We start from the raw sequence: 17,314 nt of genomic DNA, 5'->3' as shown, positions 1-17,314 counted from the left end.
TGTATGCCGCCGCCCTGTGCCCGTCCGGCAGCATCGCCGGGGGAAGGGACGGCGCGCCTACCCGTCACCTCAGTGGTAACGCGAGTATCGCGCAGATCGACACCGCTCGACAAGCCCGGCGCGCCGGGTTGGTGATCGGCCGGTATGGCCGGAGCGTCTCCGCGTAGCGTGTAGTAGGTGAAGCGGCACGGTCGCCGACCCGATCCGGTGATCACGCTCCTCATCGTGCTCGCCCTGCTCAGCGTGGGCGCGACGCTCGCTGGAGTGGTGCCGGCGACCGTCGCCGACGTCGCCGAGGCGGCCGCCTGGCTGACCTTCGCCGTGCTGTGCCTGCGGGTCGCGCGGCGGGAGGGCCTGGCCTGTGCGGCCGTGTCGGTGTGGCGGGGCCTGGCCGTGGCGGGCTTCTTCTTCACCACGTCCAGCCTGCTGCGGCTGGGCACCGACGGGGAGAAGGCGCCGCCGGTCGCCGCGGCGATCGCGGCAACGGCGGTCACCACGGTCGGCATCGCGGTGGCCGGCTGGGTGATGATCCGGTATCCGCTGGAGGTGCGCGGCCCGCCCCGCGTCCGGATGCGGCTGGACCTGGCCACGGTGATGGCGGCGTTCGTGCTGCTCGCCTGGTATCAGTGCCTGCCCGGGGGAGACCCGCCGGGCAACCCCGCCCAGCTCGTGGCCAACGTGCTGGCCTGCGGGCTCGCCCTGCTGGCCGTGTTCGGTGCGATCAAGCTGCTGCTCGGCGGCGCGGCGCCGTTCACCCTGGCGGCGGGGGTGATCCTGGGCGCCGGTGTGCTCATCGGTTCCTGGTCGCTGTTCAACATGCTGACCGTCGAACCCGGCGAGGAGCCGCTGATCGAGGCGGGACAGATCGCCTGCGCGTTCCTGCTCAGCATCGCGGCCCGGATGCAGTACCTGAAGATGCACCACGATCCCACCGGCGTGACCCGGCGGGCGGCGCCGACCTACAGCCGTCTGCCGTACCTGGCGGTCATCGGCACGCAGGCCCTGCTCGTGACCGAACTGGCGGTAGAGGGGCTCACCCTGCGCGGGTGGGGCGTGGTGGTGGGCACCGTGGTGGTGTCGATGCTGGTGATGCTGCGCCAGAACCTCGCGTTCCTGGACAACGCGGCGCTGCTGAAACGGCTCAAGACGAGCATGCGGGACCTGCGCCGGCACGAGGAGCGCTTCCGCTCGCTGGTGCAGCACGCCTCGGACCTGACCCTGCTGGTCGGCGCGGACGGCACGGTGCGCTTCGCCAGCCCGGCGCTGTGGGAGCTGCTCGGGGTGGACCCGCAGGCCGCGGCCGGCCGGCCGATCGGCGAGGTGCTGCGCCCCGAGGACGTGCCCGCGGCGCAGCGGCTGCTCGAGGAGGTGATCGCCAGCCCCGGCGCCGACGTGCGGCGGCCGCTGCGGGTGCACCACGCCGACGGGTCCAGCCGCTGGCTGGAGGCGATGGCCACCAACCGGCTGGACGACCCCAGCGTCGGCGGCGTCATCATCAACGTCCGTGACGTGACCGAGGCGCGGGTGCTGGAGGAGCAGTTGCGCCACCAGGCCACCCACGACCCGCTCACCGGCCTGCCCAACCGGGTGCTGCTCAACGAGCAGGCGCTGCGGCTGCGCCAGGAGCCGCGGCAGCCGGGACGGCACGAGGCCGTGCTCATGCTCGACCTCGACGACTTCAAGGAGGTCAACGACGTGCTCGGCCACCAGGCGGGCGACCGCCTGCTGACCGTCGTCGCCGACCGGCTGCGCGAGAGCGTACGGCCCACCGACGTGGTGGCCCGGCTCGGCGGTGACGAGTTCGTGGTGCTGCTGACCGGCACCACGAGGGACGGCGCCGTGGCCACCGCGCGCCGCATCCTCGCCGCGCTGCGGCGGCCGGTGCTCATCGACGGGCACGAGGTCGACGCCGGGGCCAGCGTGGGCGTCGCGATCGGGCCGGGGGAGGAGTTCGACGCCCTCATGCGCGCCGCCGACGAGGCCATGTACCAGGCGAAACGTGATCCCACTGGTGACCGGGTGCGGGTCGTGGACAGGACGGCCCAGGGCGGGACGTTCCCGGCGGCACGCGCTCCCGCCTGACCAGCCGGGTGTATCACCGCGGGTGGCCGGGTACGCGGCTGCGGGGGTGGTTCTTCATGGGCCTGACGCACACGATGACGGTCCGCGACGACGCGTGCGTGATCCGGATCCTCGGTGACGTCGACATGTCGGCCTCCGAGGACGTGCACCGGTGGCTGCGAGCGGCGGTGGACCACGCGGACTGCCGGGAGGTGGAGGTCGACCTGGCGCAGACCGCGTTCCTGGACTCGATGGGGATACGCGGCCTGGTCCGGGCCCGGGAGTACGCCGCCGGCCGCGGCGTGGCCATGCACTGCGTCAACGTGCAGCCCTGGGTGCGGCGGGTGTTCGAGATCGCGGGTGTGGCGGGTTACCTGGACGTGCGGTGACGCCCCGGCAACCCGCCGGGCCCGGTCAGGACGTGAAGGCGTACGGGCCGAACCGGCCCCAGGCCACCACGGCGGCGAGGATCAACAGCACCACGTTGGCGATGATGGCCTGGCGCTCGCCGCGCCGGGCGTGGATCACGATCGCGCCGACCATGATCACCGCGAGGCCGGCGGCGGCCAGCGGGACCAGCACCGGCGCGATGTCCAGCAGCGCGGGCAGCACGAGGCCGACGGCGGCGAGCAGCTCGACCCCGCCGATCGCCTTGATCGCCCCGGCGCTGTAGTTCTCGGCCCAGCCCATGCCGGAGGCGATCAGCTGGTCCTTCGGCTTGCTGAGCTTCATCACTCCGGCGCCGAGGAAGGCGGCCGCGAGCAGCCCGGCGATGATCCACAAAACGACGTTCACGAGGTCTCCAGGGGTGGGTGTCACTTCAATCGTGAACTGAAACCTAAGCGCGATGACTTCAAGCGTCAAGTGACAGTGTCGCGAAGTCGGTTCAAGCTTGAAGCGTGAACGGACATGAGTGACGAAGCTATAGTGGTCGCCATGGACGCGCCGCAGGACACCCGCTGGCTGTCCGCCGAGGAGCGGCAGACCTGGCTGGCGCTCGCCGCCCTCATGATCCGGCTGCCGTCCGCGCTCGACGCCCAGCTGCAGCGCGACGCCGGGCTCAGCCACTTCGAGTATCAGGTGCTGGCCGCGCTGTCCGAGGCGCCCGAGCGCACGCTGCGGATGAGCCGGCTCGCCATGCTGGCCGAGGGTTCGCTGTCGCGGCTGTCGCAGGTGGTGGCGCGGCTGGAGCAGCGGGGCTGGGTGCGGCGCACCCCTGATCCGACCGACGGGCGCTTCACGCTGGCCGTGCTCACCGACGAGGGCTGGGACAAGGTCGTGGCCACCGCTCCAGCGCACGTGGAGACCGTCCGCAGCCTGGTCTTCGACCCGCTCACCAAGGCGCAGACCCGCCAGCTGTGCGACATCGGCCGCCGCATCATGCACGCCGTCGACCCCGGCGACCAGTGCGGCGAGGCCCGGCCGGCCTGACCCGCGCCGATAATGGGGGTATGCCGTCACGTGCCGCACCTGCGTCGCACCTGCGTATGCGCCGGGTCTACGACGAACCGTCCCCCGACGACGGGCGGCGGGTGCTGGTCGACCGGCTGTGGCCGCGCGGCCTGGCCAAGGAGCAGGCGCGCGTCGACGACTGGCCCAAGGACCTGACGCCCTCCACCGAGCTGCGGCGCTGGTATCACGAGTCGCCCGAGGACCGGCACACGGAGTTCGTCACCCGCTACGAGGCCGAGCTGGGCGCCCCGGCCGCGCAGGAGGCGCTGCGCGAGCTGCGGGAGCACGTCCGGCAGGGCACCGTCACCCTGCTGACCGCGGTGAAGGACATCCCGCAGAGCCACCTCGAGGTGCTCGCCCGGCACCTGCGCTGAGAACGGCGGTGAGGCGTCGCGGGCGCCCGGAGCGGCGGGCGCCCGCGACGCGGCCGCCCGTCAGAGGCGGCGCCACAGGGCCGGGGTGTTCGGCGGCTCCCACCCCGGCAGCGACGTGTGCGCGATCTGGCAGGCGTACCCGACCCCGCCGTAGGTGACCCGCGCCCCGGCGGCGTACGACACGTAGGGCTGCCACGTGCCGCCGCCGGGCGGGGTCGGGCTCGGCGAGGCCGTCGCGGTCGGGGAGGGCGACGGCGGCGTGCCCGGCACGTTCAGCACGAAGTCGAACGTGGCCTGCCGGGCCGAGCCGACCTGCTGCACGGTCATCAGCAGGGCCGGGTCGTACAGGCTGTCGGTGCTGTTGCGCGGCTCGTTCGGGAAGTACAGCTGGGTGGTGAGGATCGGGCGGCCGGGCGCCTGCACCTTGACGTGGATGTGCCGGGTCCGTCCGGGATAGAGCCCCGGCACGATCGTGGTCAGCGTGAACCGCCCCTGCGCGTCGCTGAACTGGTGGCCCCGGAAGCGGGTGCCGACGTTGTCGTACGCCCCCGCGTTGTCGGCCTGCCAGAAGTCCAGCAGCGCGCCCGCGATCGGCTGGCAGGCCAGCCCGACCACGTAGCCGGTGAGCGTCAGCCGGGTGCCGCTGCCGTCGAGCATGGTGGTGCGCTGCGGCGAGCCCGGCTTGAAGTACGGGCCCTCCATCTGCGGTGGAGTCAGGTCGTCGTCGTCACAGGACTCCGGGGTGGCCGCGAGCGGCTGCCCGGAGGGCGTGCGCGCCAGCGCGGGCACGGCCGCGAACAGCAGGGGCGCCGCCGGGACCGCCATCGCCGCGCGCAGCAGCGTCTTGCGGGTGACGCCCGGAGTACGGGGTTCGTCGCCGGTCATGGATCTCTCCTTCGTGAGGTCGTCGCCCGCAACACTAGGGTTGTACATCGTCGCTGTTCGATGGACGTGATCCGGTGATCGTGGTGATTTCCGCAGCCGGGCCGCCTCCGGCCGAGCGCCGGAACGCGCCCGCCGTCGACCCGGTCTGCCGCCGGAAGAACCGGCAGAAGTACGCCGTGTCGGCGAACCCCAGCTCCCGCGACACCTGGGCCACGCTGAGCCGGGTGCCCGCGAGCAGCCGCATCGCCTCCACCGCGTACGCCTGCCGGATCAGCTCGCCGGGGGAGTGGCCGGTCGCCTCCCGTACCGCCTCGCCCAGGTAGCCCGCGGACACGCCCAACGCGGCCGCGAACTCGGCCACCGTGCGCCGCCCGCCGGGCCGGGCCGCCAGGTCGGCGAACCTCGCCGCCAGCTCCGCGCGCCGCCCGGCCCCGGTCGCCGCCGGTGGCGTCTCCGCGAGCCGCGCCGCCTTCACGAGCAGGATGTGCAGGTACGCCTGCAGTGCCCCGAGCGAGTCCGCGTCCGGAGCGGCGTACTCCCGGCGCATCCGCGCGACGATGGCGGCCGCCTCGGCCGCGGTCGCCCGGTCCAGCGTGACGCAGGGCCGCCGCCCCAGCAGGTGCAGCAGCTCCCGCACCCGCGGGCAGCCGGCCAGGAACTCCTCGCCGAACAGGACCAGCCGGCCGTCCAGGCCGGACGTGTCCTGCCAGTGGTGGGTCCGGCCGGGCAGCACCACCGCCAGCTGCGGCGGGCGCAGCGGATACGCCGCCAGGTCCACCACGTGCGTGCCCGCGCCCGCCCTGATCAGCACCACCTCGTAGAAGGTGTGCCGGTGCGGGAACGGCGCGTGCGACAGCGGGCCGAGCGCGTCGAACGTGTCCACCGCGAACGGCACCGGCAGCGACTGCGGCACCGTGAGCCTGTGCAGTGGCAGGGACATCCCCTCAGCCTGGACCGCGGGCGGCGGCCGGGGCAGTTCCCAGCCGGGTCCTACCGCGAGCGATGTAAGCAATCCGTAACGATCCGATCACCACCTGTAACCCCGCTCGTTGATCTACGGGGGAATGGACCCCGATCACAGACAGGGGGCACAGTTTGTCCAGACGTCTTCTCGCCGCGCACGGCGTGCTGGCCGTCACCAGCGCGCTCGCGGTGGGCGCCGCGCCGCAATGGGCGGCCGCGGCACCGAAACCGTCCGCTGCCGCCTTCGCCGCGGTACGCGCCCAGGCCCTGCAGCCTGACCTCAGCATCACCAAGGAGGACTCGCCTGACCCCGTCCTCGCGGGCCAGGTGCTGACGTACACCCTCACCGTCGCCAACTACGCGGGCACGGAGACGGCGGCCTCGCTGACCGTCACCGACGTGCTGCCCGCCGGGCTGACCGTGCTGGCCACCTACCCGCCCGAGGGCTCCTGCGAGGTGACGACCGACGCGCCCACCCAGGTCTCCACGGTCACCTGTGAGCTGTCGGACCTGCCCGTCGGCCAGACGTTCCCGGTCGTCATCCAGGCGCTGGTCCCGGCGGGCCAGGCACCCGGCTTCATCATCAACCGCGCCACCGTGGCGCTCAACGGTGACGTGGCCGACCCGAACCTCGCCAACAACACCGTCGAGATCAGCACCGCGGTCCAGGCCTCGGCCGACCTGTCGGTCACCAAGCTGTGCAAGCCCGACGACCCCGCACCCGCGGGCGAGACCGGCTTCTGCGACATCATCGTGGACAACCTCGGTCCGTCCGACGCGGCCGGCGCCGTGCTGACCGACTACCTCACCTCCGCGACCCCGTTCAACCTGCTGTCCGCCGCGCTCCAGGCCGACCCCGACGTGCCCTGCGCGTCGCCGGCCACGCCGGTCAACGACATCACCGAGGTCACCGTCACCTGCGGCCCCGGCACCCTGCCGGCCGGCGGCCGGGCCACGATCCGGGTCGAGGTCAGCGCCGACGACGTGTCCCAGATCAACGACGTGGCCACCGTACGCGCCACCACCCCCGACCCGGACACCAGCAACAACAAGGCCACCGGCCGGGTCGACTTCGCCGGCTCCGCGGACCTGGTGCTGGAGAAGACCGGTCCGGAGACCGCCGTCGCGGGCGGCCCGATCCAGTACACCCTCACCGTCGACAACGAGGGCCCGTCCGTCGCGAACGCGGTCGTCCTGCGCGACAGCCTCCCCGAGGGCGTCACCTTCGTATCGGTGACCTCCTCCGTGGGCACCTGCGTCAACAACCAGCCGCCCGGCCGGGACGTGGTCTGCAACCTGGGCAACCTCGACGAGGACGACCCGGACGTGACCATCACCCTCAACGGCCGGCTCGACGCCGACCTCGCCGACGGCACCCTGCTGTCCAACAACGCCGTCGTGTCCAGCGCGACGGCCACGCCCGACAACAGCGACAACCTGGCCCGCGTGGACACCACGGTCGAGACCGAGGCTGACCTGTCGGTCACCAAGGCCGGCGCGCCCGAGCCGGTGCTCGCCGGGAACAACCTGACCTACACCATCACCGCCAACAACGGCGGCCCGTCCGACGCGCAGCTGGTCACGCTCACCGACGAGCTGCCCGACGGCACCACGTTCGTCAGCGGCGTCGACGCCGGGGGCGACTCGGTGTGCAGCGAGACCGAGCCGGGCGAGGTCGTCTGCGCGCTGGGCACGCTCGCCGCGGGCGCGTCCGAGACGGTCCGCCTGACGGTCGCCGTCGCCGCGTCCACTCCCGACGGCACGGAGCTGGTCAACTCGGTCACCGTCGCCTCGACGACGGCCGACACCAACCCCGACAACAACACCGCCACCGCCACCAACACCGTCGACACCTCGGCCGACCTGTGGATCGACAAGACCGCGGTCGCGTTCTCGTACGACGAGGAGTCGGCGGGGGAGAAGGGCGACAAGGGCAAGGGCGACAAGACCAAGGAGCAGCTCGCGATCTTCACGATCACCGTCCACAACGACGAGGGCTGTGAGGGCGACGTCCGGGGCGACCAGCGCAACTGCGGGATGGGCGGCCCGTCCGACGCGCAGAACGTGGTGGTCACCGACGAGCTGCCGCTCGACCCGGCCCACCTGCAGGTGCTGTTCACCTCGCCGGAGTGCACCTACACGCAGGCCACCCACACGGTGACCTGCAACCTGGCCACGCTGGCGGACGGCGCGACCGCGCAGTTCGTCATCAAGTCGAAGATCAAGGTCAACGGGAACGGCGACGCCGAGGCCGCGCCGCGGATCACCAACACCGCGACGGTCAGCAGCTCCACCGCCGACCCGAACCTGGAGAACAACACCAACACCGCGGTGCTCGTCGGCCGCGGCCGCGAGTGAGCTGACGTCCCGCCGGCGACTCCCGTTCGGGGGTCGCACGGACACGTCGACGGGGTGGACCGGCAGCGCCGGTTCACCCCGTTCGTCCGCGCGGGACAGCGTGGGCGCTCACCGGACGGTAGTGTCGCCAGGTGGTGATCTTCCCCGTCGACGACGTCGTTCCCGCAGCTGAGCCGCTGCCGACCGTGCCGCTGCGCGAGCTGTGCCCCGACGCGATCACGATCGGTGGCGACCCGGATCTGCCCGTACTGCCACCCAATGGCGTGCATCCGCTGCTGTACGCGGCAGGCCGCGCCTTCGCCGAGCACCGCCCGCTCGTGCTCTCCCCGGACGTGGTGTGGCTGACCATCACCCAGGGCCTGGCGCAGCACATCCGGCTGCACGCCGAGCAGCTGCGCCCGCTGCTGGTCAACCACGCCGGGCGGCGCCGCTTGGAGATCACGCTCGACGGCCCGGTGCCGCAGGACGCCGACTCCTGGCGGCACCTGGTCGCGCAGTACGCCAAGCTGCTCGACGACCAGGTCACCGACGCTGCCCTGTTCGCCTGCGACTTCACCACCAGCACCGACGTCGAGCGCACGGCGGCGCGGGTGGTGCTGCTCGACGCGTACTCGCCGTACTTCGACGTGTGGGTGTACAGCGTGTGCGGCATCCCGTCGATCACGCTGACCGGCACCGAGCAGGACTGGCGCACGATCCGCACCCGGATCGACGAGCTGCCCCGGTTCGGGCTGGGCGACTGGCACCGCTCGCTGGCGCCGATCGCCGAACAGTTCGTGCGCGCCGCCTCCGGTGACGTGGACACGGCGTTCTGGCAGCGCATCTACAACCCCGCCGACGCGTACGGCGCCTCGGTCACCACCGGCTGGCTCGCGCGGCTGCACCCGTACATCGACGAGGACGGCGTCGCCGAGCGGGTCAACCCGCTGCTTGAGCTGCCGCTCGACGAGCCGCGCGACGTCACGGTCGACGGCCGGCTCTACTTCGGCCCCGGCGTACGACCGGCGGACGTGCCGGCCCGGCAGTCCCGGGTCGTCGTGCACGTCGAGGACCGGAACGCGGGCCAGCACCACACGCTCGCGCTGCACGGCGGTGTCGCCGCGGTGGCGCAGGACCCCGATGGCGCGCTGCGCCCGGTGGCTGGCTGGCACCTGGCCCCGGCCCGCGCCGAGATCGAGGATCTGCTCGACCGGATCGAACGTGAGCACGTGACGACGCCGGCCACCGGTTCGCTGGCGCACGGGCCCGCAGACGTCGTCGCGGTCTACCGGCGCATGGCCTCGGCCGTCCTGTTCGACGGCGCGTGGCGCCTGGGACCGTCCGTTCCGATCCGCCATACGCCCGTTGGCGAGGACATCACGGCGACCGCGGTGATCGAGCTGCCCGACGGGCGCAGCATCTGCTCGCTGCACCGGTACCGCGAGGCGGGATACCACGTGGCGGTGTGCCGCTTCGAGGAGGTGCTGACCGACGCCGGCCACGGGATCACCGTCCGCAACTACCACTTCACCGACGACCCGGCCGAGGTCTGGCTGTACGGCACGAGCTTCGCGGCACTGCTGGAAGTCGCACTGGACAACGGGGGCGATATCGAGTCCCTGCGCAGCGGGCGGCTCAGCGACCTGCTCCGTCCACGGCCAGAGCACGAGGGGTGAGGATGCGAGACAAGCGGGTACGCGAGAAAGTCGTCTGCTACATCGTGCGCGACGGCAGGCTGCTGGTCTTCCGGCACGTCGACTACAGCTGGGAGGAGGTCGGCATCCAGGTCCCTGCGGGCAGCATCAAGCCGGGGGAGACCCCGGAACAGGCGGCGCTGCGCGAGGCGGGCGAGGAGACCGGCCTCACCGGGTTGAAGCTGCTCGGCAAGCTCGGCGAGATGGAGTACGACCCCAGCCCGTACCTGTACGAGCTACACCACCGGCACGTCTTCCACCTGGCCGTCACCGAGGACACCCCGGAGCGCTGGTTCAGCAGCGAGGACGACCACGGCGACGAGCCGATCCGGTTCGAGTGCTTCTGGATCCCGCTGGCCGCCGCGCACGTGCTCCAGGCCGGGCAGGGCGCATTGGTATGGCGGCTGCCCGAGGTCATGGCGGGACACCGGTAACTGATCATGAGACTAGGATGCGGGTATGGCTCTGCTTCACCACGCTGACATCAGCCCCACCAAGCTCGAACTGCTCGCCGCCTGGCTGCCCGGCCGGACCTGGTTCTCCGGCGACGCGAGCGCCGTCGAGCGGGTCGCCGCCTGCCGCTTCGACGACCCGGCGGGCGAGGTCGGCATCGAGATCATGATGGTCCGCGCCGGTGACGGCCCGGTGCTGCACGTGCCGATGACCTACCGCGGGGCGCCACTGGCCGGGGGCGACGCGTTCCTGATCGGCACCACGGAGCACTCCGTGCTGGGCAAGCGCTGGGTGTACGACGCCTGCGGCGATCCGGTTTACGCGGCCGCGCTCGCCCACGCCGTGCTCACAGGCGGCACCCAGGCTGAGGAGTACTTCGAAGTCGACGGCCAGAAGCAGGTCCGCGAACCGGTCATGACGGTGGACGGCAGCGGCTCGCATGCGCAGGTGCCGGCCCTGGGTGAGGTCCGACACGTCACCGACGGTGCCCTGACGTTCGTCAAGGCAGAGGGCGTCGAGCTCAGCGTTGTGCGCGTGGCGGGTGTTCATGCCCCGTCCGGCGACGACACTCTGGTCGGCTCCTGGCCCGGCCTGTCCACACCGGTGGTGTTGGCCACCGCCCGCCTCATCTGAGCGCGTCACGATTAGAGCTTCTTGACACGGAAGAGGTCGATGGTTCAAACCCAGTATCGCCCACCAGCTCAGAGGGCCTGTCCGATCATCGGACGGGCCCTCTGCTTGTAGGTGCGTGTCTACTGAGTGTCTACGCCGTTCAGCATTCAAGATCAATTAGGTCACCTTCATTGGCGCGGCTGCCGAACACACCCCTCTAATGATCAAGGGCCGCGCGAGCGCGGCGGCGCTCCCGCGTGCCCGTGACCGGCCTCCAGGCCGCAGCGCGGGCATGCGGGCGCGCCAGCTTGCCGCCGATCAGATGTCCACGCCGTGCTTCCGGAGCCGCGGCACGATCGCCGACTCCTTTCGGCCCATGTCACTTGCGATCTCAGCGACCGTATCGCCGGCCTCGAACCGGGTCAGCAGCTGCGCGTCCAGGTCATCGGTCCACGATGCACAAGCATTAGGGTGCTCCCGGCGTTTGTCAGCCAGGTTGAAACGCTTGCGGCGACCGCCATAACTCTCGACCAGGGCAGCCAACTCGGCGGTGAGGAGCCGGATGACGGTAGGCAGTTCATCGGATAGGTGACAGGTGTAGTCACGCGGCCTGGCTGGCCTGTGGGGTCATGATTGTCTCGAACTCGATGGGGGTCAACTTGCCCAGCGGGCGCTGCCTCCGGCGCCGGTGGTAGGTGCGTTCGATCCAGGTCACGATCGCGGTACGCAGCTGCTCACGGGTGGCCCAGGACCGGCGGTCCAGGACGTTGTTCTGCAACACCCGGCCCGACCCCAGGAGTAGATCTTTGGTGGTCAGGCAAACACCACCACCATGGCGGCAACATCCAGGTCGCGTCCACCCCCGACGGGTGGCCGATCTGGACCTCCGAGGTACGTCCCGGCCGCGAACACGACACCACCTGCCTGCGCAAACACGAAGAGATGCTGCCCGCGCTCAGCGAGTAGACCGGCGATGACCTGCCCGCCCTGGCCGACCTGGGCTACGAAGGCGAGGACGTGTTCATCGTGCCGATCAAGAAACCCGCCCGCGGGAAGCTCACCGACGACCAGCGCAAGCTCAACTGGCTGCACGCGTACGCCCGGGCCCGCGCCGAACAAGCAAACGCCCTTCTCAACACCGCCTTCAAGGCCCTGCGGCGGATCAGCTTGTCGCCCCAGTACATCGGCAAGATTGTCGCCGCGGCCCTCGTCCTGCTGCACGCCGAACACGACCGCACCACCTGACCACGGTCAGTCACGAGCCGTTACCGGGAAGGGCTCAATGCCTTCAATCACCGCGGACACGCGCGATTGGCCACCGGCCAACCCGAGCTTGCCTTGGGGGGGCCATTTCGCAGGAGCTGGTCGCCTCAGGGGGATGTCGCCTCAGGGTTCTCGAGCAGACCGTGCATCCTCATCCAGCTCACGAAGGAGTCGAACCAGTCGGTGCTGGTCGTCTCCTTCGGGTACATGCCGAATCCGTGCCCGCCCTGCTCGTAGAAGTGGAGCTCCACGGGCCGCCCGGCAGCGCGCCAGCTCTCCACCAGGGGGAACCCGCTCGGGTCGATCAGGCCATCGTCTGCGGCAAGTGCGATGAACAGCGGCGGCGCGTCGTCGGGTACCTCGAACGCCGTGAGCGGACCGTAGATATCGCCGATGAAGGCCGGCTTCGCATCCTCACCGACAAGGGCAGTGGCGACGGTGAGCATGGCACCGGCGGAGAAGCCGACCATGCCGACGCGCTCGGGATCGATTGTCCACTCGGACGCTCGGCTGCGCACGAGCGCGAACGCTGCGCGGGCGTCGGCGATCTGCGGGTCCAGGGCGCGGAGCGCGGTGGCTGGGTCATGCCAGTCCGATGGACGTGGTCCGGCCAGCATCGCCCTGATCGCTACGGCGAAGTCGTCAAGGTCCTCCGGGGTCGGCTTGAGCCGGTACTTCAGCACGAAGGCAGCTACGCCGCGGTTCGCGAGCGCGCGCGCAACGTCCCAGCCCTCGTTCTCCATGGACAGGGACATGAATCCTCCGCCCGGAGCCACGATCACGGCGGCGCCCGTGGCCTTGGCCGGATCCGGCAGGAACGGCGTGAGCGTGGCGATGCCGACGTTGCGGGCGAACATGCTGCCGTACTCGCTGTGCCAGGCCTCTGGTGCCGAGGCGTTCGGCGGCTGCCCGGTTCCGAGCTCGATGGCGTCAGGCTGTGGGGGGATGGCGATCGGCGCCATCCCGTGCTTCTCGGGCACCGCGGGTGCGTAGCTGGTGGACGAGGCCGTGGTCATGAGCTCTCCATTCGGGCGATGCGCCAAGAGAACGCGATGTCCGTGCTCGGCGCTGAGCATAAGGTCGCCGCGATCACGCCGATGCGGGTGGCCTGATTATGCCTGTCCAGGCAGACCTGTTCGGCCTGCGCCGGCACTCCGTGCGCTTCGACTGGGGCCCGTAGGTGCGCAGGATGTCTGCGCTGACGTGAGTGTCGTCGTCGACGTGTTGAGCCTCTCGACGTCGGTGTGCGTGGCTGACGAACTATCCCTGCACGCGGCGCTGCTGGCAGCCAAGATGGCCGGGCACAGCCACATCAACGTCGACGGCACCCTGATCTGCACCGACCGTTGCCGGATCCCCGGCCCGACCCCCGGCGTGGATCTCTACTGGTCGGGCAAACATCACCACCACGGCGCCAACATCCAGGTCGTCTCGGCCCCAGACGGCTGGCCGCTATGGACCTCCGACTGCGACCCGGCCGCGAGCACGACACCACGGCGTTGCGCGAACACGCAGAGATGCTGCCCGCGCTGCGCGAGTGGACCGGCGACGACCTGCCCGTCCTGGCCGATCTGGGCTACGAAGGCGAAGCAGCGACCTTCCTCCTACCGATCAGGAAACCCGCCGACGGCGCTCTGACCGACGACCAACGCCAGCTCAACTGGCTTCAGGCGTATGCCCGAGCCCGAGCCGAACAAGCCAACTCGCTGCTCAAGACCACCTTCAAGGCATTACGCCGGGTCAGCCTGTCACCCGACATCATCGGCGCCATCGTCGCCGCCGCCCTCGTCCTGCTGCACATCGAACACGGCCGCACCACATGACCACACCGAGTTACGAACCGTTACTGGGAAAGGCTCACTGCGAAACCTCAGGATCTGCCATCGATCTGTGCCAACCCAAGCAGCTGTTTGAGTGCTGCTAGAGGTCGTTAAGCTCGGCGTTGGCCTCGTGGAAGGTTGTTACGCTTCACCTGGAGATGGAAGGCATCACTGCCCGTTCTTGCACTTGTTGGGCCATCCCTGCTGCTGGCCGTAATGCCAGATCGCCTGACAATCCGCACTGTTTAGGAAACTGCAATCGCAGCTGTCGTAGACCCACCGTGCCCATCGATCGAAGCAGTACTGTCGCTCGTCGGTCGTCTGCACGTGCGTCGGGCTATCGCAGATCGGGTCGGGTCCGGGTGGGCTTATAGCTACAGCGGCTCCCGATCCCATGATGGCCGAGGTAACCAGTTCTAGGATCATGGTTTGCCCTTCGCCGGCATGCTGCCAAAGAGGCCCGCTGCTGGGCTGGGGTGCGACGCGGTGAGTAGATGCCCCTCATGGGCTGCGCCTCTAACCCACTGTACGTCCAGGACGGCTAGCAGACGCCGCGTATCGCCGACTCCCATCGACGTGCCAGATCACTGTGCCATCGCCGGTCACGAGCCGGCAGTAGAGGACAGCGGCCCGGCTGCCGCTGACAGGCGTTCCGGACAACTCGTCTAGCTCCTGACGGTCTTCCAAACTAAAGGTGCGTCGAGCCAGCGACGCTGAGGGAGCGGCATGGACTTCATCCGTTCCACGCTTACATGAGGTCACTGCTCGGCGGATAACCCCGTCGATGAGAGGGGGCTGGCCAGTAGCGCCGTAGTGGCTGGTCCGGCCATCAGCAGTTCATCCGCGTGCGAGCCCTCTCGGATGTATCGCACACGCATGGTCCAAGCACGAAGTCGGAAGTCGGAGGCGGGCGACCAAGCCCATAGCAGTCGGGCACCCTGCAGTTCGCCGTTGAGGTTGGCTCGCCATGTCTGGAATGCGTCGGTGCGCCAGATCAGTAGAGGGACATCACGGTCAGGTCCTGCCCGGTCGGCTCCACCGTTGATCATGTTGATCGTGGCTTGCGTGGTCTCCCGCAGAGTAGTTCGTACCGGTGCGCCGTGGGTTTCGGCGGCTCGGCGGAGGTAGTGCACGCTGACGGCTTCGGGTGGCAGGCCGAGGACGAGCCGTCCGGAGGACTCATTCCGGCCGAACTCGATATTGGTGTTGAGGCCTGGCATGGTGGTTGTGTTGCGCGGCACCCAGAACAGCATGACGTCGGCTACCGCCATCCACTGCTCCTCCCAGAGCTGGCTGACGTAGCCGGGACGGGGCTGATGACGGTCACGGGCTTCGGGTGTGAAGACGGCCAGTGTTCCCGGCCCCGTCCATGCGGTGGTCAACTCGCTGATGGCTTCGGGACGCCAGGACGGCAGACTCGGGTCGCGGGGCATCGGCCCTGCGAGAAACACCGATGCTTGCCATCGCGCCGGAGGGTCTTCCCCGGCGTGCACCACGACCACGTCGCCCACCGTGGCGTCCTCTACCACTGGATGCCGACGCGTTCGCACAGGCCACGTAGCTCCGCCCAGCCGGCGCCGCGCCGCGCCCGCCCGAGAGCCCCGCGCAAGGTTTCGGCGACGATCGGCGAGGTGCGCACTCGCTGGGGAGCCAGCCGCTCCCCGACGAGCAGCATGCGCACGGCTTCGGTGTCTTTGCCGATGTTGGACAACGCGCGAGCCAGATCGATGTAGAAGGCGACCTGCCGGGAGACTGCACCTACGAGCTGGGGGTTGACGGTGCGGGCGAGTTCGACAGCGTGGCCGGGGTCGTGTCCGTCGGCTTCCATGCTGATGCGCCAGAAGGAGATGTTGGTAGGGCCGAAGTTGAGCCCGAGGGCGTCGGACTGCCCGGTCTGGTCTGCGATCAGGGCGGCTTCCTCCAGCGCCGCCGCCGCTCCGACATGGTCACCCTGGGCGTAGCGGGCGAAGCCGGACACGGTGATCAGCTGCCCCTGTAGCTCCAGCACCCCCGAGCCGTGGACCCCCTGTAATAGCTGCACACCCTGATCAGCGATTGTCTGCGCGCGCGTGTAGAGGCCGATGCCGCTGGCGGCGTGTGCCTGCGACCATGACGCCAGACCGATCATGATCGGATCCTCGAGTGCCATGGCGGCCTGGCGGGCGCGGTCGGCGACGAGCACGGCCGAGGCCGGTTCGCCGAGGTATCGGATGATGAACGACGCGGCGTCGGCGCCGATGACCATCGCGCGCAACGCCTGGGCACGGTCAGGTCCGGATGCGGCGGCGTGCAACCCTGCGAGCACCTCCGGAAGCAACCGTGCCGCAGCGAGGTAGTCGCAGTTGAAACGCAGTGCGCAGACCGTGTCGAGCTGGGCCAGGACCTGGGCCGTCGACCCGCCGGCGGTGGCCGCGGGGTAGTCGAGATCGGCTTCGATGACCGCTTTGATGATGCCGTAGACGGCTTCGCGGTTCTGGCCTCGGTCGTCGGGCGGTGCCGCAACGGTGGTCAGATCGGATAGCGGAACCCGAAGTGCGGCTGCGATCTCGGCGAGGATGAACCGATTGTCAGCCGAGCGTAGCCCGTTCTCGATCCGCGACCACTGCGTGTGGCTAATCCCGGCCACGCTGGCGGCGTACCGGATCGACCAGCCGCGCTGCTGGCGCAGCAGGCGAATCCGCTCTCCGATCGGCTCGGCTGAGATCAGCTTCGGCGGTCGCATCCAGCCCTCTTCTCGCACGAACCGTCGTTGTCTGCACCAGAGTATGGCGGGCGGTGCCACTTGGCACCAGTGGCCTCCATCTATGGGCTTACGGTTCTGCGCAGAAGGTACGGCTGTCCACAAGGCCCTGCCTCGGAGCACGCCGCTGATCGACCTGCACCAGGCAGGCGGCTTGAATACGAAGGAGCGTCCAAGGCAATGGGTGCGCAGCTACGCGATCTGACGCCGCATGCCTCCGCGCTGCACTTCTTCGGCGCGGAGCTGCGTCACCACCGGCAGCTCGCCGGCTTGTCGCTGCGACGGCTCGGACCGCAGGTGTTCGTGTCACCGTCGCAGCTGGGGCTGGTGGAGGCCGCGCGGCGGTTCCCGTCGATGGACCTGGCCGATCGGTGCGACAGCGTTCTCCACACCGGTGGTGTGCTCGCCCGGCTGCATCCGCTGGTGTCGGCCGAGCGAGCCGTGCGCCTGGGCGGCTCCGAGCTGCCTGCCATCGCAGCGCACCAGGTGAAGGCCCTGTTGCGGCTACTCGTCGCGGGTGACGATCCGGCGCTGCCCGGCGGATCGTAGGAACCGCGCTCGCCGCTTCGTCTCGTACCTGGTCAGCATCACCCGCCGGGAAACGTCCGCGTCTCCACCAGATTCAGAAGAAGCGGTCAGCGGGTACGGCGCGCACGGGTG

16 protein-coding genes and 3 pseudogenes are annotated in these 17,314 nt (G+C 70.0%); 11 read left to right on the top strand and 8 right to left on the bottom strand.

Features of this window, described 5'->3' with window-relative positions:
- Positions 1–177 precede the first annotated feature (177 nt).
- Together Cba03nite_RS28170 and Cba03nite_RS28165 are read left to right on the top strand one after the other, a co-directional pair.
- Positions 178–2,082 (top strand): sensor domain-containing diguanylate cyclase, encoded by a 1,905-nt coding sequence (locus Cba03nite_RS28170; RefSeq protein ID WP_203752415.1) that lies wholly within the window; start codon positions 178–180, stop codon positions 2,080–2,082.
- A gap of 56 nt (positions 2,083–2,138) precedes the next feature.
- Entirely contained in the window at positions 2,139–2,450 is a 312-nt protein-coding gene (locus tag Cba03nite_RS28165) for an STAS domain-containing protein (protein ID WP_203752412.1), read from the top strand.
- A 25-nt stretch (positions 2,451–2,475) separates the two neighbouring features.
- On the opposite strand, the gene Cba03nite_RS28160 is transcribed toward Cba03nite_RS28165, so the two are convergent.
- Entirely contained in the window at positions 2,476–2,856 is a 381-nt protein-coding gene (locus Cba03nite_RS28160; RefSeq protein ID WP_203752409.1) for a DoxX family protein, read from the bottom strand.
- A 141-nt stretch (positions 2,857–2,997) separates the two neighbouring features.
- Between Cba03nite_RS28160 and Cba03nite_RS28155 the strand changes: the two genes are divergently transcribed.
- Together Cba03nite_RS28155 and Cba03nite_RS28150 are read left to right on the top strand one after the other, a co-directional pair.
- On the top strand, positions 2,998–3,492 hold the full coding sequence (locus Cba03nite_RS28155; RefSeq protein ID WP_203752406.1) for a MarR family winged helix-turn-helix transcriptional regulator: 495 nt from the start codon (positions 2,998–3,000) through the stop codon (positions 3,490–3,492).
- A 20-nt stretch (positions 3,493–3,512) separates the two neighbouring features.
- The gene (locus Cba03nite_RS28150) at positions 3,513–3,887 is read left to right on the top strand and encodes a DUF488 domain-containing protein (protein WP_203752403.1); all 375 of its coding nucleotides are present in this window, start codon (positions 3,513–3,515) and stop codon (positions 3,885–3,887) included.
- Positions 3,888–3,947: 60 nt separating this feature from the next.
- Here the strand turns inward: Cba03nite_RS28150 and Cba03nite_RS28145 are convergent, their stop codons facing one another.
- Entirely contained in the window at positions 3,948–4,772 is an 825-nt protein-coding gene (locus Cba03nite_RS28145; RefSeq protein WP_203752400.1) for a dioxygenase family protein, read from the bottom strand.
- 34 nt (positions 4,773–4,806) lie between these two features.
- On the bottom strand, positions 4,807–5,712 hold the full coding sequence (locus tag Cba03nite_RS28140; protein WP_203752397.1) for a helix-turn-helix domain-containing protein: 906 nt from the start codon (positions 5,710–5,712) through the stop codon (positions 4,807–4,809).
- 155 nt (positions 5,713–5,867) lie between these two features.
- On the opposite strand from Cba03nite_RS28140, the gene Cba03nite_RS28135 reads away from it, so the two are divergent.
- From Cba03nite_RS28135 to Cba03nite_RS28120, 4 genes are all read left to right on the top strand, one after another.
- Positions 5,868–8,093, top strand: coding sequence for a COG1361 S-layer family protein (locus Cba03nite_RS28135; protein ID WP_203752395.1), 2,226 nt, complete (start codon positions 5,868–5,870; stop codon positions 8,091–8,093).
- 131 nt (positions 8,094–8,224) lie between these two features.
- Positions 8,225–9,748 (top strand): DUF4419 domain-containing protein, encoded by a 1,524-nt coding sequence (locus tag Cba03nite_RS28130; protein WP_203752393.1) that lies wholly within the window; start codon positions 8,225–8,227, stop codon positions 9,746–9,748.
- Positions 9,749–9,750: 2 nt separating this feature from the next.
- Complete coding sequence (locus Cba03nite_RS28125) at positions 9,751–10,200, top strand: NUDIX hydrolase (protein WP_203752391.1); 450 nt, start codon at positions 9,751–9,753, stop codon at positions 10,198–10,200.
- Positions 10,201–10,225: 25 nt separating this feature from the next.
- Positions 10,226–10,852 (top strand): CG0192-related protein, encoded by a 627-nt coding sequence (locus Cba03nite_RS28120; protein ID WP_203752389.1) that lies wholly within the window; start codon positions 10,226–10,228, stop codon positions 10,850–10,852.
- 297 nt (positions 10,853–11,149) lie between these two features.
- On the opposite strand, the gene Cba03nite_RS28115 is transcribed toward Cba03nite_RS28120, so the two are convergent.
- Positions 11,150–11,374, bottom strand: coding sequence for a hypothetical protein (locus tag Cba03nite_RS28115; RefSeq protein WP_203752387.1), 225 nt, complete (start codon positions 11,372–11,374; stop codon positions 11,150–11,152).
- Positions 11,375–11,432: 58 nt separating this feature from the next.
- Positions 11,433–11,612: pseudogene (locus tag Cba03nite_RS28110) on the bottom strand (IS3 family transposase); the annotation flags it as partial.
- 29 nt (positions 11,613–11,641) lie between these two features.
- On the opposite strand from Cba03nite_RS28110, the pseudogene Cba03nite_RS40045 reads away from it, so the two are divergent.
- A pseudogene (locus Cba03nite_RS40045) lies at positions 11,642–12,076 on the top strand (HARBI1 family protein); the annotation flags it as partial.
- 125 nt (positions 12,077–12,201) lie between these two features.
- Here Cba03nite_RS40045 and Cba03nite_RS28095 read toward each other — a convergent pair.
- Positions 12,202–13,110, bottom strand: coding sequence for an alpha/beta hydrolase (locus Cba03nite_RS28095; protein WP_203752383.1), 909 nt, complete (start codon positions 13,108–13,110; stop codon positions 12,202–12,204).
- Positions 13,111–13,360: 250 nt separating this feature from the next.
- Between Cba03nite_RS28095 and Cba03nite_RS28090 the strand changes: the two are divergent.
- Positions 13,361–13,917 (top strand): annotated as a pseudogene (locus Cba03nite_RS28090) (HARBI1 family protein); the annotation flags it as partial.
- Between the two features lie 755 nt (positions 13,918–14,672).
- On the opposite strand, the gene Cba03nite_RS28085 reads toward Cba03nite_RS28090, so the two are convergent.
- Positions 14,673–15,425, bottom strand: a complete 753-nt coding sequence (locus tag Cba03nite_RS28085; protein WP_203752378.1) for a TIR domain-containing protein — start codon at positions 15,423–15,425, stop codon at positions 14,673–14,675.
- Between the two features lie 11 nt (positions 15,426–15,436).
- Positions 15,437–16,636 carry a helix-turn-helix domain-containing protein gene (locus Cba03nite_RS28080; protein WP_203752374.1) on the bottom strand — a complete coding sequence of 400 codons (1,200 nt, stop codon included), beginning with the start codon at positions 16,634–16,636 and terminating at the stop codon, positions 15,437–15,439.
- A 198-nt stretch (positions 16,637–16,834) separates the two neighbouring features.
- Here Cba03nite_RS28080 and Cba03nite_RS28075 point away from each other — a divergent pair, with 198 nt between their 5' ends.
- Positions 16,835–17,203 carry a helix-turn-helix domain-containing protein gene (locus Cba03nite_RS28075; protein WP_203752371.1) on the top strand — a complete coding sequence of 123 codons (369 nt, stop codon included), beginning with the start codon at positions 16,835–16,837 and terminating at the stop codon, positions 17,201–17,203.
- Positions 17,204–17,314: the final 111 nt, after the last annotated feature.

Source organism: Catellatospora bangladeshensis, from assembly GCF_016862575.1.
GTDB classification, from domain to species: Bacteria; Actinomycetota; Actinomycetes; order Mycobacteriales; family Micromonosporaceae; genus Catellatospora; species Catellatospora bangladeshensis.
The sequence above is the reverse complement of the archived record's forward strand: the minus strand, read 5'-3'. Positions and strand labels throughout refer to the sequence as shown.